Below are 15589 nucleotides of genomic sequence, written 5' to 3'. Positions count from 1 at the left end.
GTCCGCGGTCGCGCCCGACACCGCCGGGGTTCCCCAGTGGGACAAGACACTTACCGACCCCCGCGGAGTGGCCGAGTGTATGGTCCACTGCCCTGAATGCGAGACGGAACTCGTCGAGAAAGAGGACGTGGAGTTCGTCGACATGGACGCGAAGATGGCCGGCATCTTCCGCTCCTCCAAGCGGTTCTACGTCGTCGGTTGCGCCGACTGCGGCGCCGCGATCGGTAGCGGCGTCGCCGGCGGCGGCGGATAATCGAGAGGAAGCGAGAACGGTTCGGGCGGCGACTGGCTCCTCACTCGGGCGGGTGGCGCAGCCCGGACAGCAGCGTGTCGACCCGCGAGCGCTCGTCGACCGCCTCGGGGTGGACGGCGACGACGGTCACGAAGTCGCCGTCGTGTTCGACCGTCGCGAGGTGGATCGTCGCGTTCGTCTCCACGCCGCCCATCCGCTGGGTGGCGGTGTACTCGGAGACCGTCCGCGACTCCCCGAGGAACTCGACCGACCGATTAGACTGGAACTGCACGTCCGACATCCCGGACGAGGCGCCCACGAACCGGCGGAGGAGCCGTTCGTCCGAGAGCGACCCGATGGGGTTGACCGACGTGCCCGCGACCGAGGCCGCCGGCGACGTGAAGACGGTCACCCGCGCGAAGTCGCCCTCGACGCCCTCGGCCAGCGTGACGGTGCGGTTGTACCGCCGGAGCTCGCTGGAGACGACCACCTGCCGGGTCTGCCCCGCCACCGAGACGTTATGCGTGCTGTTGGGCGACGCGCTGTCGGCCAGTCGATACCCCGTCTCCTCCAGCGTCGCGTCGTCGACCTCCGTCGCGTTCGCGGCGAACCCGAGCGGTTCGCTCCCGGTGAGAAAGCCGATGCAGCCGGCCGTCGCAAGCAGGACCACGAGCGCGACGCCGATACCCGCCTCGCGTGACCGTATCATGTGACCGACGTTATCGCGGGGAGGGATAAACCCGCCGGCGCGAGGTCCGCCCGGGGACCACGGCCGACGCGGGCTACTCGAAGCGGTAGGTCGGCCCGTCGTCGCTGTCCTCGACCTCGACGCCGATGTCGTCGAGGCGGTCGCGCAGTTCGTCCGCCCGCTCGTAGTTGCCCGCCTCGCGTTCCCGCTCGCGCAGGGCGAGCACGAGTTCGACCAGGTCCTCGGCGACCCGCACCTCGCCGCCGTCGGCCGTCCCGAACGAGAGGCCGAACACGCCGCCGCCGAGTTCCTCGAAGGCGTCGATGGCCCGCTTGAGCCCCGGGAAGTCGTAGCGGTCGCGGTCGTCGACGTGGGCGTTGACCGCCGAGGCCAACTCGAGGAGGGCGGCCATCGCCTCGCGGGTGTTGAGGTCGTCGTTCATCGCCGTCTCGAAGTCCGCGCGGGCCGACTCGACGGCCGCCCGCAGAGCCGGGTCGGCGGCGTTCGCGTAGGCGTCGACGCCGTCGGCGGCCTCGACCGCGCGCTCGTAGCCGCGTTCCAGTTGCTCCCACCGTTCCTCGGCCTCCGCCAGCGTCTCCTCGGAGAAGGTCGGGTCCGCCGAGTACACCGTCGAGACGAAGAACGTCCGGAGTACGTCGACGCCGAACTCCTCGATGGCCGCCCGGGCGGTCGTGAAGTTCTGCAGGCTCGAACTCATCTTCTCGTCGGCCACCTGGACCATCCCGGTGTGGAGCCAGTACTTCGAGAACTCCCGGCCCGTCGCGCACTCGCTCTGTGCGATCTCGTTTTCGTTGTGCGGGAAGACCAGATCCGACCCCGCGACGTGGATGTCGAAGGTCTCGCCGAGGTGGGTCGTCGACATCGCCGAGCACTCGATGTGCCAGCCCGGCCGGCCCTCGCCCCACGGGGAGTCCCAGGTCTGGGCGCGCCCGGCGGCCTCCTCGGGCGGTGCTGCGCCCTCGTGCTGGTGCTCCGCTATCTCCTCGGGGTCGACGCCGCCGGCCTTCCACAGCGCGAAGTCGGCCGGGTTGCGCTTCTCGGCGAGTTCGTCCTCGTCGCCCTGGGCCTCCGACTCGTCGAGGTCCTGGTTCGAGAGCTTGCCGTAGTCGTCGTCGGCGGTCACGTCGAAGTACACCGACCCGCTTGACTCGTAGGCGTATCCCTCCTCGACCAGCGTCTCGACCATCGCGATTATCTCGTCGATGTGCTCGGAGACGCGGGGGTACACGTCGGCCCGTTTGAGATTGAGCGCCCGCATGTCCTCGATGAACGACTCGGTGTAGTGGCGGGCGACCTCGGCCTCGTCGTCGCCGACCTCACCGACGCGGGCGACGATCTTCTCGTTCACGTCGGTGAAGTTCTCGACGTGGCGCACGTCGTAGCCCAGGTACTCCAGCCACCGGTGGACCACGTCGGTGTGGGTCCACGTCCGGGCGTGGCCGACGTGGGCCGGGTCCGAGGTCGTCAGGCCGCAGAGATAGAGGGTGACCTCGTCGTCGTCGACCGGCTCGAAGTCCTCCCGCTCGCCCGTGAGCGTGTTCGAGAGCTGGAGCGTCATTACCCGAGTCTACGCGGCCCGGCGTTTCAAGGTGGCGGATGGGCGTCGATCCGTGGCACGGTCCGGCGCCCGAACGCGTCGTCCAGGTTCAGAGCCAGTTCCCGCTCACGTAGAACACCCGTCCCTGCGGGTCGTCTATGGCGCCGAGAATCTCGCTGACGATGTCCGCGACACTCGACGGCGACAGCGACTCGTCCTCGATAAAGAGGATACCGGCGAGGTCGCCGCTGTCGAACGTCCTGAGGAAGTCGTCGTCGTTCGTGAGCACGACCCGGCCGGTTTCGCGGGAGTACTCGGCGATCCGGCTATCGGAGCACCCCTTCTCCAGTTCGGCCGCGAAATCGACGTGTTCGACGTCGATCCCGTAGTGTTCGAGCCGGTGGACGACGCGGTGGTCGACGTTCTCGTCGGCGAGCACCGGGACGGTCATTCGAGGTCGTCGGGGCCGGTGACGGCACGGTCGCGGTTCGCCTCGACGGTCCGCTCGCGCTCGCGTTCGACCTCGCGCATCCGCTCGGGGTGTTCGTGGTAGTACGCGAGCGCGTGATAGACCGCGGCTATGTCGAGGTTGTGCCGATCGGCGACTGCTTCCGGGTCGAGGTCGCCGTTCTCGACCCACTCGTGGACCGCACGCACCGTGATCCGACTGTCCGCGATGTGCGGTTCGTCGTGGACGGCCGACTCCTCGTCGTCGACGATCCAGTGCGTCTGTGTGGCCATCACTACCGGATCGGTCCCCTTCCGACTTGAATTGTCGGTCCGATCCGAGGAAGACCCTATACCGCCAGCGCGTCCTCGACGGCCCGCACCGCGTCCGCGCCGTCGCGGCGCCCGACGACCACGACCAGCGATCCGCCGCCGACGGCGGCCGCCTCCACGGCCACCTCGGCGGTCGCCAGCCGGCCGAGCACCTGCCGGAGCGCCGCGGCGTCGGCCGCGCCGCCGGCGGTGATCGCCGTCAGCGACCCCGCGTCCGGAACGAGCGCGAGTTCGCCCACCGCGAGGACGGCGTCGGCGGGGTCGCCCTCGCCGAGGCCGCTCTCCATGCTCACCGGCGGGGCGTCTCCCGGACGTTCGTAGTCGGGGAGGTCGTCGGCGAACCGGCGCAGTGCGGCGACCACCGCGTCCTCGGGAGCCTCGGCGACCGAGGGCTCGGAAGAGCTTGCTCTTCCGGTGTCGGTCTCGCCGTCCACGTCGAGAAAGCGGGCGGCGGCGGTGTAGTTGACCACGCCCGCCCGGAGCGCGTCGTACAGGAACGGGTGGCGCCGGACGGCCTCGCGGGTGTCCGCGGCGAGTGTCATACCCGCCGGATGGACGCCGGGTGCGAAAAATCCCTGGGTGCGTCGAAATCCGTCGCTCCGGTCGAGGCCGTCGGCGACGGCCAACGACACCCCTTTGGGGGATTCGTCCGTACCGGCGGGTATGGAAGCGCTCGTCATCGTCGCCCACGGCTCGCACCTCAACGCGGACTCGAGCGCGCCGACGTTCGACCACGCCGACACCATCCGCGCCACCGGCGCCTTCGACGAGGTCCGGGAGGGGTTCTGGAAGGAGGAACCCTCCTTCCGCGAGGTCCTCCGGACCGTCGAGAGCGACGAGGTGTACGTCGTCCCCCTGTTCGTCTCGGAGGGGTATTTCACCGAGGAGGTCATCCCGCGGGAACTGCGCCTCGACGACTGGGACCCCGAGGCCTGGGATTCGGACGGCACCAGCGCCACGCACGCGACGCTCGAAGCGACGGACGTGAACAAGACGGTCCACTACTGCGGCCCGGTCGGCACCCACGAGGCGATGAGCGACGTGATCGTCCGCCGCGCGGAGTCGGTGACCGGCGACCCCGACGTGGGCGAGGTCTCCGAGTCGTCAGACTCGGAGGCTCGTCGGAGCCTCTCGGACGGTGGGTTCGGCCTCGCCGTCGTCGGCCACGGCACCGAGCGCAACGAGAACTCCGCGAAGGCCATCGAGTACCACGCCGACCGCATCGCCGGGATGGACCGGTTCGACGAGGTGGAGGCGCTGTTCATGGACGAGGACCCCGAGGTCGACGACGTGACGGAGTTCTTCGACAGCGACGACATCGTCGTCGTCCCGCTGTTCATCGCGGACGGCTACCACACCCAGGAGGACATCCCCGAGGACATGGGGCTGACCGACGACTACCGCGAGGGCTGGGACACCCCCGCCGAGGTCGACGGCCACCGGATCTGGTACTCCGGGGCGGTGGGGACCGAGCCGCTGATGGCCGACGTGGTGCTCGAACGGGCGGCCGACGCCGGCGCCGACGTGGCCGACGCCGTCGAGCGCGTGCGGGCGGAAACCGGGAGCGCGGAGCCGGCCGACGACTGAGCGGCCGACCGGATCGCCGTCCGACGGCCGTCCGCTCGCGGGATCTGTCGCGGTCCCCGCCGGCGGTTTCCGCTGGCGAGCGGTGACTGGAGGGCGATACGTCCGGAGTGGCTACGAACCGTCGACCTCGGCGTCGTCGTCGGCGAGCGCCGACCGGATCTCCCGGAGGGAGTTGATGCCGTACAGGCCGAGCGCGAGCCACGCTATCGAGAACACGACGCCGAGGACGGCGAACGCGAGGCCGAGGGTGGTTTCGTCGATTGCGACCATTGCACTCGAACGTAGCGCGCCGAACCAGTTAAGGAGGTAGCCACGGCTTCACTGGATGAAGTCGAGCCACTGGCTTGACACTCCGGGAGGACGGTGGACACGTGTGGATGAGGACACCGACATCGACACCGTGGCGTCGCTGCTCGGCGACGACTGCGCGCGGACGATCCTCGAGGCCACGGCCGCCGAACCGCTCTCGGCGGAGGAGCTCGCCGAGCGGTGCTCGGTGTCCGGACCGACCGTCTACCGCCGGCTGGAGACGCTCCGCGAGCAGGACCTGGTCGCCGAACAGACCCGCGTCGACGACGACGGCCACCACTACAAGGTGTACACCGCGACGCTCGACCGCGCCGTCGTCGACCTCACCGACGAGGGCTTCGAGATACGGCTCAGCCGCACCGGGCGGATGGCCGACCGCTTCACCGAGTTCGTGGAGGACCTGAAATGAGCGCACCGATCCCCCCCGGCGGAGCCGGACTGACCGCACCGCTGCACTTCGCGGCGACCGCGAGCGGCCTGATCCCCGGGATCACGACCGCTGTCATCGCCGTCCTCGGGTTCGCCGTCGGCTACGTCGCCTACCGCGGCTACCGCCGCAACGAGAGCCTGCCGATGCTGTTCGTCGCCGCGGGCTTTCTCGTCGCGTTCTGGACGCCCGGCGTCCTGTTCGGCGGGTTCGCGCTCCTCGACGCGGTCGCGACGTTCGCGCCCGGGCTGCGGTCGACGGTCCGCACCGCGTTCGCGCTGGCGGCCGACCTGGCGACTATCGTCGGGCTCTGCTGTATCCTCTACGGGCTGTGGACGCCGCGTCGGTGACCGGCGTTCGCCCCAGACGGAGGGCTTTATTCGGGCGCGGTCCCTCGCTGTGCGTATGAACGCGCAGGTGGACCCGGCACAGGTGGCGGCGGTCGCCGAGGCCGCCGCGGACGGTATCGAGTTCGACGGGTTCGCGGCGGAGCGGGAGGGCGAGGGGTACGTCCTCGCCACCGACGAGGGGTCAAAGCGGGTCGTCCACGACGAGGACCTGGCCGACGCCGCCGCCGACTACGCCGCCCACGTCACCAACTGGTACTTCTGGCACGCCGAGGCGCCCCAGGCCGACGAGCGGTGGGCCTTCCTCCGCTGGCTCGAACGCGCCGACGACGAGCGGGTCCCCGACCGCTACGACGCGCTCGAAGCGGGCCTCACCCGCGAGTGGGGCCAGCTACGGATCACCGCCACCGTCGACGAAACCGGCCGTCGCCGCTACGACCTCCGACACGTCGACGACGCCGACGCCGACCCCGCCGACCTCGACGACCACGACGACCCGCTGGACGCCCGCGAGATCGCGAAACACGACGACCGCGAGCGCTACCGCCCGCTGAAGACCGCGCCCACGCTGCGGACCGGCTGGCGGTTCCCCGACCTGGATGCGGCCGACCTGGTCACCGCCGTCGAGTACTTCTACCCGGCGACGGTCGCCAACTGGCACCGCGAGCGGCAGGGCGACCTCGACGTGTCCCACTGGCGCGAGACTATCGACCGTCAGACCGGCATCTACGGGGTCGTCAGCACCTGGGACCGCGGCGAGGGCCACGAGCACGTCGACTGGGTCGCGGAGGCCTGCTGCGTCGACTCCCAGTGTCTCAAGCGCCGGGAGTGGCAGTACGACGAGGAGACCGACCTCGACGTGGACGGCGGCGACGGCGAGTTCCCCTGCCGCGAACCGTGCTCGCTGGTCATCTCCGCGGCCCGGCGGTGGACGAAACTGGAGGGCGAGCAGTCCCGCACCTACGAGTTCGAACTCACGCCCAGCGAGAAGGAACAGGTCGAGGCGATCGTCGATGCCGTGGCGGACGGCCGCGCCGACGAGATCCGCGAGGCCGACGTGCGCGACGGCGCCAACCGCTATCGCGCGCGATTCCTCCGGGCCAAGCGCTTCGACGAGGAGGGCAACCTCTCGGGCACCCCGACCGAGCCGACGGAGGAAGGGGACGCCCAGGATGCGGACGCACAGACCGGAGACGACGGCGAAGAGTCGTCCACCGACGAGCAGGAAGAAGACGAGGAAGCGAGCGAGTAGCCGCGCGGCGGGGTCCGTATTATTCGCCGGCGAGCGCGATGTAGACGGCTGCGAGGACGCCGACCAGCACCGCGAGCGCGCCGGCGACGACGACGGTGTCGTCGACGACCAGCGCGACGGCCGCGGCGACGCCCAGGGCGACGACGCCGAGAGCGAGGACGACCAGTTCGGGGCCGGCGGCGACCGAACCGAGCACTCCGTCCCCGCCGGCGGAGTCCTGCTGGGTCGGCTGGGGCTGGGAGAGCGACTCGTCGACTTCGACGGTCCGCTCCTCCTCTTCGGGTTCGGTGACCCGGACGGTGACGTAGCGGGTCTCGGCGCCGTAGGCGGAGGCGATCTTCAGGGTCCCGGTGGTCTCGCCCTCGCCGTCGACGCTGACGTGGACGGTCCGCCGGCTCTCGCCGTCGACGAAGTGGTTGCTGGCCTCGAGCGTCGCGATCTCCGAGAGCCCGTCGTCGAGGTGGAGGTGGACGTGGACCGACGTGCCGTGGTTGACCACGGCGATATCGAACGACCCGTCCGTCTCGAAGGCGTCGGGCACCTCCAGCGCGTGGAGGGAGTCCCGGTTGACGTGGACGGGCAACGTATCCCCTGGCACGTCACCCAGTCGGCGCGGCCGATAGAAAAAGGTTCAGGCCGGCTCCGCCGGCAGACCGGCGTTGGCGACGCTCGGCGGCGAGCCGCGACCGCACGGGTCAGGCCGGCGCCTCGTCGCGCATGTCCGGCGGCAGCAGGTTCGGGATGCCGTCCTCGATGGGGTAGACCTCGCCGCACTCGGTGCAGGTGAGCGTCCCCTCGATGATCTCGCCGTCGTCGCGCTCGGTGGCGTCGAGTTCGAGGTCGTGTTTGTCCAGCGGACAGCAGACGATGTCCAGCAGGTCCTCCTTCATGCCCCCACTTCCGGAACGGTGGCAAAAAAGCGTGCCGGACGGTCCGGCGCCGGAGCGGGGAGAAGGGCCGGGCGACGACGGCGGGCGAGCGCCGGGCCGGTCAGTCGCTGACGAGCGGTCCGACCCGGCGAACGTCGGCCGCGAGCCGGTCGGCGTGTTCCAGCCGGATGTCTCGGGCCGCCTCGGGCGAGACGGTCGCCCGGCCGTCGATCTCGTGGGCCACCGGGTCGTAGGCGGAGCGGTCGAACCCCATCCGGTCGAGGTACGCCCGGAGCGACGCCGAGTCGAGCCCGTCCCGGATCGCGTCGTTGACGTAGCCGATGACGGCGTCGAACTCCGGGAGGACGACCTCGTCGGAGCCGACCCGGCCGCGGTCGCCCTCGATCCGCACCTCGACCGCGTCCAGCCGGGCGACCAGCGCCGCGAGCCGGTCGGCCAGACGGACCACGTCGCTCGGGAGGGCGGCGTCGGGCGAGCGCCACTCGACGGTCGAGAACGCCTCGCGGAACTGGACGGGCGTCCAGACGGCGCTCTCGGGGTCGAAGTGTTTCGCGACCGCGCGGCGGTCGACCCCGGCGTCCATGGCCGCCGCCTCGAAGTCCTCGTAGCGCCGCTCCAGCCGCCGGGTGTACTCCTCCCGGTCGGCGACGTACGGCCACAGCCGGCCCTGGTGGGGGATGTCGTCGTAGGCCATCCAGCGGTAGAGCTTCGAGCGGGCACCGGCGGCGAGGCGCTGGCCCCGGAAGTACGGCGAGGAGTTGACCAGCGCCAGCGCCGGGTCGAGCGCGACGAAGGCGTTGTGCTGGTCGACCGCGACCCCCGGCTGCTGCTCGACGTGGACGTGCGTGCCCGCGCAGTGGCGGACGTACTCGAAGTCCGACCCGACGACCTCGTTCTGGACGCGCGTGCGGGCCGACGGGATCTCCGCGATCTCCTCGGCGTGGACCGGCGTCGCGAGCGGAACCAGCCGCTTGCCGAGTTCGTCGGCTCGGTCGAGGACCGCCCCCACGCGCTCGTAGAGCTCGTCGCGCAGCGCGGCCGTCGTCTCGCAAGGTGTCGTCTTGACCTCCAGCAGCGGCTCGACGAACTCCCGCTCGGCGCCGGGCGACGCGTCGACCAGCGCCCCCGGCTCCGTCAGCCGCCCCCGTTCGTCTATCACCCAGTACTCGACCTCGACGCTCCGCCGTATCGGTGAGTCGTGTGCTGACACTGTTCCCTCGTGCGACTCCGACCGCGGTTCACCACTCTCCGGGCCCGCCGACCCGGCCGAGCCCGGCCGTGTGTCTGATACACATACCCATGGATCGCCAGCGGGCAAGTACCTTTCGCGGAGCGGAAAATATTGCAGGAGGGCTCGGTCGTGACGAGGACGGCGAGCCGGTGTCCGCGGGCCGAGAGGGGTCGGTGTCCCGGGCCGACGGGGCCGGCGGGCGCGAACCGACGGGGTCGACCGGGCGGGGTCAGAAGGGATACTCGCGGATAACGGTCTCCGAGCGGCCGGGGCCGACGCCGACGGCGTACACGTCGGCGGCGAGTTCGCCTTCCAGATACGACAGGTAGGTCTTCGCGTTCTCCGGGAGCGCGTCGTAGCCAGCCTCGGCGACCTCGGCCCAGTCACACTCCTCCCAGCCGTCGAACGTGCGGAACTCGGCCTCGCAGTCGGCCCACCGCTCCGTGGTGGCGGGCATGGTGTCGAGTTCCTCGCCGTCGAGGCGGTAGGCGTGGCCGACCTTCACCTCGTCGAGGCCGGCGAGGGTGTCGACGTGGTTGACGGCCAGGCCGGTGAAGCCGTTGACGCGGGCGGCGTGGCGCAGCATCGGCACGTCGAGCCAGCCGACGCGCCGCGGGCGGCCGGTGACGGTGCCGTACTCGCCGCCCTCCTCGCGGATGTAGGTCGCCAGTTCCTCCTCGTCGGTCTCGGGGTTCTCGGGGTCGCCGTCGTAGCCAGGGGTGTCGCCGGGGACGCCGCCGAGTTCCGTCGGCATCGGGCCGCTGCCGACCCGCGAGAGGTAGGCCTTGACGATGCCGACGACTTCGCCGCCGCCGACGACGCCGGGGGCGACGCCCGAACCGACGGCGGCGCCGCCCGCCGTCGGTGTCGAGGAGGTGACGAACGGGTAGTTGCCGTGGTCGATGTCGAGGATGGTCCCCTGCGCGCCCTCGAACATGACGTTGTCGCCGGCGGCCAGCCGGTCGGCCAGGAAGTCGCCGGCGTTGACGGTCATGTCCTCCTCGGCGAGGCGCTCGCCGTGGCCGACGAACTCGTCGTAGAGGGCTTCGATATCCAGCGCCTCGGGGTCGTCCAGGTCGTCGATGTCGAGGCCGAACACGTCCTCGACGAGGGCCCGCTTCTGCGGGACGGCGTACTCCAGGCGGTCCCGGAGGACCTCGGGGTCGAGCAGGTCGCCGACGCGGACGCCGCGGCGGCCGGCCTTGTCCTCGTAGGTGGGCCCGATGCCGCGGCCGGTGGTGCCGATCTCGTCGTCGTCCTCGCTCTTGACTTCTTCCTCGATACCGTCGAGGAGGCGGTGGTACGGGAGGATGACGTGGGCGCGGCGGGCGACGCGCACGTCGGGGTCCAGGCCGCGCTCGCGGAGGGCGTCGAGTTCGTCGAACAGCGTGCGGGGGTTGACGACGCAGCCGTTGCCGAGCACGTTGACCTTGCCGCGGATCGCGCCGCTCGGCACGAGCGAGAGCTTGTACTCCTCGCCCTCGTGGACGACGGTGTGGCCGGCGTTGTCGCCGCCCTGGTAGCGAACGACGACGTCGGCCGCCTCGCCGTACACGTCGACGATGCCACCCTTCCCCTCGTCGCCGAGCTGCGAACCGACGATGGTGACGGTCATACACCCGAGATTCCGCTGGCCGGTGTAAACAGATTACGGTCCGACGCGCGCGCCGGCCGGCCGCCCCGCCGCCGGACCGTCCGCGCGTCGCTCCCGCCGATCCGCGCGCCGTCCGGCGCCCGACCGTCGCCGAACCGCCCGCCCGTCCGACCGGAATCGTTAACTGGTACCACGGTGAACTTCCGGACTGGTAGCTAGTCGCGCGGCCCTCGACAAGAACGCGACACCCGAGGCCCGTTGTCTTCCGTCGATTCCCGGTCCGACAGCAACCTTTAAAACCCTCAAACACAAGTTAACAATTGCCATGATAGACAGGCTTGAGAAGGAAGTAGATATGCTGGAGCGTCATCTGCAGGTTCTGCGGATGGTGATCCAGAACGAGCCGATCGGGATCGTGAAGATGTCCAACGAGACGGGCTACCCCCACCACAAGGTGCGCTACTCGCTGCGCGTCCTCGAGGAGGAGAACCTCATCGAGCCGTCGAGCCAGGGGGCCATCACGACCGAACAGACAGGGGAGTTCGTCGAGGACCTGGACGACAAGATCGACCACATCATCGAGAAGCTCGAAGGGATGAAGATCGAGGAAGCGGCCGAAGTCGAGAACTAATTCTGCGAGTGCGGCGTCTCAGAGTTCTGGGACGGCGAGGTGGAACTTCTCCTCTCGCGCCTCGACGAGACAGAGGTGATACCCCTGTTTGCGGGTCAGCTTCACGAAGCTCTCGCGCTTGTCGCGGCTGAGCAGCCCGCCGCTGGTCGCCTCGGACGCCGTCTCCAGGGCCTCCGGCTCGAAGAAACTCGACGTGACGAGGAACGAAGCACCCAGTGACTCCGTGGACTCGCCGACGTGCGAGGAGGCGGTCACCAGCGCCGACATCATGCTCTCGGAGGCGGCCTGGCGGGAGTCGTTCATGTTCGCCACCATGAGGGCGTTGCCCATCCGGTCGCGCATGACCACGTCGAACGACTCCTGGCTCCGGCGCTCCTGGCCGTCCTCGGTGTATTCGGTGCTGACCGACCCGTTGAGCTCGGCGCGGTCGATCTTCGGGATCGCGTCGTAGAGCTCCTGCAGCGCCGACACCTTGCCGGTGTCGCGGATCTCGTAGAGCAGGTCCTCGATCACCCAAGTGACGAAGCGGAACTGCATGGTGTCCCGGAGGAACTCGTCGAACGGGCGGCCGCCGACCGAGGCCGCCTCGCTGTCGAACTGGGTGTGGTACTCCAGCCCGAGGTTCTCGCCGACCTCCTGGCGGCTCGCCTCGCCGGCGTGGGCCGTCTCCAGCGTCGGTTTCCCCTTCGACCCGTAGCGGACGAAGAGGTTCGTCCCGTCGAGCGCCTCCCCCGGGCTCAGCCGCTGTTCGGCGTCGACCGCCGCGCCGAACTCCTCCTCGATCTCGGCGATCTGACCCTCCAGCCGCTCGACCTCCGACTCCAGCTCCCCGACCTCCGACTCCAGCTCGTCCCGTTCGCGCTCCAGCTCCTCGCGCTCCGACTCGACGCGGTCGATGCGCGACTGCAGGTCGTCCCGTTCGGCGCGCACCTCCTCTAGCTGCGACCGCAGTTCCTCGCGTTCGTCCTCGGCGGCCGCGAGATCCGCCTCCAGCTGCTCGATCTCCCGTTCGCGGTCGGCGAGTTCGTCTTCGAGCTCGGCCACCCGCTCGTCGGCCCGACCCGTGTCGGGCTCGCTCGCCCGCGAGTCCGTCGTCGACCCGTTCTCGACTCGCGGCTCGCCCGGCCGGGACTCCGACCGCGACTCCGAAGTGCCCGTCGCAGTCCCCCGGTTCCGCGGCTCGGGGCGACCGCCGCTCCGGTCGCCGGCCTGGCGGGGGGGCGAGGCGGGCTCCTCCGCGCGGTCCTCCGTCGACGGCTCGGCAGTGGGCTCCGTCGAACCGGCGACCGCCGCGTCGTCGGCTGCCGGCGCCGCCGCGGCGCCCCCGTCGTCGGACTCCCGGCTGGTCGTCCGCGAGGGGTCGAGCGACGGGATGGAGTGGGTCTCCAGCTGGTCCGGGCTGGTGGCGGCCTCGGCCGACCCTCCCGAGTCGATCCCGCCGCCGGTCCCCTGGGACTCGTCCGCGCGGGCGCCCGAGTCGGGGGCCCGCCTCGACGGGTCGGTCCCGCCGGACCGGTCGCGCCCCCCCTCCCGTCCCGGATCGCTCGACCGCGCGTCGCCCGTCCGCGGTTCCGTGGCGTCGTCGTGCCGACGGTCGGGCGAGTCCGCGCGGCCGGAACTCCCGCCGGACTCGCGGTCCGTCCGCGCGTCGGCAGTCCGCGACGGGGAGCCGCGCTCCGATACCCGGTCGTCCCCGTCGCCGGTGCGATCCCGCGGTCGGTCGGTGCGCTCGCCGCGTCCCTCGCCACCGTCTCGGTCCCGGCGGTCGGCATCGCGGTCGGACGCGGCGCCGACGTCGCCGCGGTCGGCCGCGCGCCCGTCGGACCCGCCCGTCCGGTCGCGTCCTTCGGTCGCCTCGCGGCGGTCCGTCGCCGACCGCTCGGCGGACTCGGTCGACGGATCGCGCGCCGGGGTGTCAGCGGTCGTCCCACCGGCGGCCCCCCCGGAGTCCGTCGCAGCACCGCCGGGCTCGTCGGCCTGCGTGTCCGCGTCGCCGTCGCCGACCGCCCCCGCGGCGTCCGCTGTCCCCTCGTCCGAGACGGAGGTCCCCTCGGCGGGTTCCGTGTCCGCGGCCGGGTCCGCGTCGACCGGGTCGGCCTCGGTAGTCGCGTCCGCGGTCGACCCTCCGTCGGCCGGTTCGCTCTCCGCCGTCGCATCGTCGGTCGCGCTGTCCTCGGTCCCGGCGGCCGGCTCGGGTTCGGCGCCCGCGTCGTCGGCCGCAGCGGCGCTCCCCGCAGCGGTCCCCCCCGCCGCGGCCGCCGTCCCGTCGGCGTCGTCGGTCCCGCCCGCCGCGTCGGGAGCGTCGTCGACCTCGGGGATCTCGACGGGTTCGATCTCCGCGGGGCGGACCTGGAAGATGCCGACCTCGTCGTCGGCCCGCTCGAAGGCCTCGTCGTCGGTGAGCAGTTGGCCGCTGTTGCCGACCCAGGCGACGGCCATCGAGCGGCCGCGGTGGTAGACGACGTAGTAGTCCCCGCTGAGCACGTTCTCCGACAGCTCGATGAACCCGGTGAATCCCCCCTCCGAGAGCGTGTCGTCGACCTCCGAGAGCGGCGTGTCCTCGGAGTAGTACTTCGCGCGGACCTCGTCGTTGCGTTCCTGCATGAGCGCGAGCAGGGGGAGCGCGGGCGAGGGCGCCTCGTAGGCGGTCCCCGACGCCCCCTCGAAGTCGTCGATGTCACCGTCGAGGATACCGACGACCGTCCCGTTGAGCATACAGAGCCTGGCCCGGCCGGCCTCCACGATCCCGGAGAAGTCGGAGTCGGCCAGGTCGTGCAGGCCGCGGTGGCCGTCGCGGAACGGCGACGACTCCCACTCGTCGAACTGCTCCACAGCGCGCGTGGTCATTGTGTTGGACAAGCCCCATGCGAACCAAATACTTTGCGCCCACGTCCGACGCGCGACCGCCGCCGACGGCCCGCCGTGGCGGGCGCGAAGCGACGACGCCGGATGGGTCGGCCGCCGCCGGACCAGGTCGACCCGGCCGCGTTCGAGACACGACTATCCCCGGGACCGAGCCGACCATATTCGGGTCGTCGCGCGCGGGAGTTCGGTGTACCTATGACGGACCGGTTCCAACGGCGGGGTATGGAAGAGCAACCGGGACTGTCGGACCAGTATCGGACGGCCAGTCCGTGGCCGCTCCTCGTGGCGGTCGGCTTCGCCCTGACGGAGGTCGGCGTCTTCCTCGGCCTGTTCCCGATCGCCGTCGGCGGGGTGCTCCTGCTCGGGGGGAGCGTCGCGGGCATCCTCGGCGAGTCGGGCTACGCCCGCCGTCCCTGGCGGACGCTCGCACTGCTGGGCGCCGGGTTCGCCGTCCTGGGCGGCGCCCTCGTCGCGACGCAGGTCCCCGGCTCGTCGGTGAGCCTCCTCGAGACGGTCGCCGACCCCAACGGCGTCGTCGGCCGGGGGCTCGCCGTCGCCGTCGCCGGCGTCATGCTCGTCGCCGCGGGCGCCGTCAGCCAGGCCGTCGGGCGTACCCAGCAGGGTATCTGAGCGGGCGACCGGCCGGACACGGCCGAAGACCCGACCGGCCGCCTGACGGATCCGACCCCCCGCCGCCCGCCGGGCCGAACGGATTCGCCGTCGCCGCGGTCGCTCGCCGGCGCGAACCGACACTATATTTACCCGGCTGACCCAAGCCCGGGGTATGTCAGAGAAGGTCTTCGACCGCGAAACGCTCCTGGATCTGACGGTCAACATCATCCCGCTCGGCATCCTGGTCTTCTTCATCGGTGCGTTCGCGCTGTTCCCGCCGTGGGGCGTCGACCCGCTCGTCTCCGGGCTGCAGTTCGCCATCGTCGGCGTGACGGCGCTGCTGCTCGTGATCCTGACCTACTACGCCGGCAAGGCCGTCTCCAAGGCCGAAAACGAGATGGAAGCCGACCACGAGTAGCGACTCCCCTCCGGTCCCGCGTCGCGGACGCGGGATCCGCATTCTCGCCGCCACTCTTCGTTCCAGTTCTCACCCGCCGCTACTCACTCAGCTTCCGTCGCTGGCTCCTCGGCGGGGCTCGGTCCCGAACGGCGCACTCACGCCGTGAACGCCGCGTCCCCCGGCCAG

At 71.0% G+C, this 15589-nt stretch carries 19 protein-coding genes; 8 read left to right on the top strand and 11 right to left on the bottom strand.

All coding sequences use genetic code 11. From position 1 onward, the window contains the following. Positions 1-79: 79 nt before the first annotated feature. Positions 80-253 (top strand): hypothetical protein, encoded by a 174-nt coding sequence (locus tag ACMGFI_RS12670; protein WP_436910067.1) that lies wholly within the window; start codon positions 80-82, stop codon positions 251-253. 40 nt (positions 254-293) lie between these two features. Here the strand turns inward: ACMGFI_RS12670 and ACMGFI_RS12665 are convergent, their stop codons facing one another. The 5 genes from ACMGFI_RS12665 to ACMGFI_RS12645 form a co-directional block, all read right to left on the bottom strand. Continuing rightward, entirely contained in the window at positions 294-941 is a 648-nt protein-coding gene (locus tag ACMGFI_RS12665; protein WP_436910065.1) for a DUF6517 family protein, read from the bottom strand. 73 nt (positions 942-1014) lie between these two features. Then, positions 1015-2499: a cysteine--tRNA ligase gene (gene cysS, locus ACMGFI_RS12660; RefSeq protein WP_436910064.1), complete on the bottom strand. Its 1485-nt coding sequence runs from the start codon at positions 2497-2499 to the stop codon at positions 1015-1017. Between the two features lie 88 nt (positions 2500-2587). Further along, entirely contained in the window at positions 2588-2929 is a 342-nt protein-coding gene (locus ACMGFI_RS12655; RefSeq protein ID WP_436910062.1) for a DUF5615 family PIN-like protein, read from the bottom strand. Beyond that, on the bottom strand, positions 2926-3219 hold the full coding sequence (locus ACMGFI_RS12650) for a DUF433 domain-containing protein (RefSeq protein ID WP_436910060.1): 294 nt from the start codon (positions 3217-3219) through the stop codon (positions 2926-2928). Before ACMGFI_RS12650 ends, ACMGFI_RS12655 begins: the two co-directional genes overlap by 4 nt. Before the next feature lie 56 nt (positions 3220-3275). After that, on the bottom strand, positions 3276-3800 hold the full coding sequence (locus ACMGFI_RS12645) for a DUF7523 family protein (RefSeq protein WP_436910059.1): 525 nt from the start codon (positions 3798-3800) through the stop codon (positions 3276-3278). A 121-nt stretch (positions 3801-3921) separates the two neighbouring features. Between ACMGFI_RS12645 and ACMGFI_RS12640 the strand changes: the two genes are divergently transcribed. Next, on the top strand, positions 3922-4845 hold the full coding sequence (locus ACMGFI_RS12640; protein WP_436910058.1) for a CbiX/SirB N-terminal domain-containing protein: 924 nt from the start codon (positions 3922-3924) through the stop codon (positions 4843-4845). Positions 4846-4956: 111 nt separating this feature from the next. On the opposite strand, the gene ACMGFI_RS12635 is transcribed toward ACMGFI_RS12640, so the two are convergent. Then, a complete protein-coding gene (locus ACMGFI_RS12635; protein ID WP_436910056.1) occupies positions 4957-5115 on the bottom strand; it encodes a hypothetical protein in 159 nt (52 codons plus the stop codon). A gap of 103 nt (positions 5116-5218) precedes the next feature. Between ACMGFI_RS12635 and ACMGFI_RS12630 the strand changes: the two genes are divergently transcribed. Genes ACMGFI_RS12630 through ACMGFI_RS12620 form a run of 3 tightly spaced genes read left to right on the top strand, consistent with a single transcriptional unit; the run spans position 5219 to position 7180 of the window. After that, a complete protein-coding gene (locus ACMGFI_RS12630) occupies positions 5219-5563 on the top strand; it encodes an ArsR/SmtB family transcription factor (protein ID WP_436910054.1) in 345 nt (114 codons plus the stop codon). Further along, a complete protein-coding gene (locus ACMGFI_RS12625) occupies positions 5560-5931 on the top strand; it encodes a DUF7521 family protein (RefSeq protein WP_436910052.1) in 372 nt (123 codons plus the stop codon). Before ACMGFI_RS12630 ends, ACMGFI_RS12625 begins: the two co-directional genes overlap by 4 nt. Positions 5932-5986: 55 nt before the next feature. Next, positions 5987-7180 (top strand): DR2241 family protein, encoded by a 1194-nt coding sequence (locus ACMGFI_RS12620; RefSeq protein WP_436910050.1) that lies wholly within the window; start codon positions 5987-5989, stop codon positions 7178-7180. A 19-nt stretch (positions 7181-7199) separates the two neighbouring features. Here ACMGFI_RS12620 and ACMGFI_RS12615 read toward each other — a convergent pair whose 3' ends face one another. The 4 genes from ACMGFI_RS12615 to ACMGFI_RS12600 all read right to left on the bottom strand — a co-directional run bounded on the left by ACMGFI_RS12615 (position 7200) and on the right by ACMGFI_RS12600 (position 10916). Continuing rightward, positions 7200-7778 (bottom strand): DUF7524 family protein, encoded by a 579-nt coding sequence (locus tag ACMGFI_RS12615; protein WP_436910049.1) that lies wholly within the window; start codon positions 7776-7778, stop codon positions 7200-7202. Positions 7779-7875: 97 nt separating this feature from the next. Beyond that, positions 7876-8070, bottom strand: coding sequence for a methytransferase partner Trm112 (locus ACMGFI_RS12610; RefSeq protein ID WP_436910048.1), 195 nt, complete (start codon positions 8068-8070; stop codon positions 7876-7878). A 100-nt stretch (positions 8071-8170) separates the two neighbouring features. Then, positions 8171-9280, bottom strand: a complete 1110-nt coding sequence (locus ACMGFI_RS12605) for a glutamate-cysteine ligase family protein (RefSeq protein ID WP_436910046.1) — start codon at positions 9278-9280, stop codon at positions 8171-8173. 250 nt (positions 9281-9530) lie between these two features. Then, positions 9531-10916 carry an adenylosuccinate synthase gene (locus ACMGFI_RS12600; RefSeq protein WP_436910045.1) on the bottom strand — a complete coding sequence of 462 codons (1386 nt, stop codon included), beginning with the start codon at positions 10914-10916 and terminating at the stop codon, positions 9531-9533. 304 nt (positions 10917-11220) lie between these two features. On the opposite strand from ACMGFI_RS12600, the gene ACMGFI_RS12595 reads away from it, so the two are divergent. Further along, positions 11221-11526, top strand: a complete 306-nt coding sequence (locus tag ACMGFI_RS12595) for a hypothetical protein (protein ID WP_135364319.1) — start codon at positions 11221-11223, stop codon at positions 11524-11526. 18 nt (positions 11527-11544) lie between these two features. Here the strand turns inward: ACMGFI_RS12595 and ACMGFI_RS12590 are convergent, their stop codons facing one another. Beyond that, the gene (locus ACMGFI_RS12590) at positions 11545-14373 is read right to left on the bottom strand and encodes a DUF7527 domain-containing protein (protein ID WP_436910044.1); all 2829 of its coding nucleotides are present in this window, start codon (positions 14371-14373) and stop codon (positions 11545-11547) included. 240 nt (positions 14374-14613) lie between these two features. On the opposite strand from ACMGFI_RS12590, the gene ACMGFI_RS12585 reads away from it, so the two are divergent. Both ACMGFI_RS12585 and ACMGFI_RS12580 read left to right on the top strand, forming a co-directional pair. Then, positions 14614-15021, top strand: coding sequence for a DUF7541 family protein (locus ACMGFI_RS12585; RefSeq protein ID WP_436910042.1), 408 nt, complete (start codon positions 14614-14616; stop codon positions 15019-15021). A 154-nt stretch (positions 15022-15175) separates the two neighbouring features. Continuing rightward, positions 15176-15421 (top strand): DUF6684 family protein, encoded by a 246-nt coding sequence (locus tag ACMGFI_RS12580; RefSeq protein ID WP_436910040.1) that lies wholly within the window; start codon positions 15176-15178, stop codon positions 15419-15421. The last annotated feature ends 168 nt before the right edge of the window (positions 15422-15589 follow it).

Origin of the sequence: Halosimplex marinum, from assembly GCF_051414075.1 — an archaeon.
Lineage (GTDB): Archaea > Halobacteriota > Halobacteria > Halobacteriales > Haloarculaceae > Halosimplex > Halosimplex marinum.
This window is presented reverse-complemented; position numbering and strand designations above follow the sequence as displayed.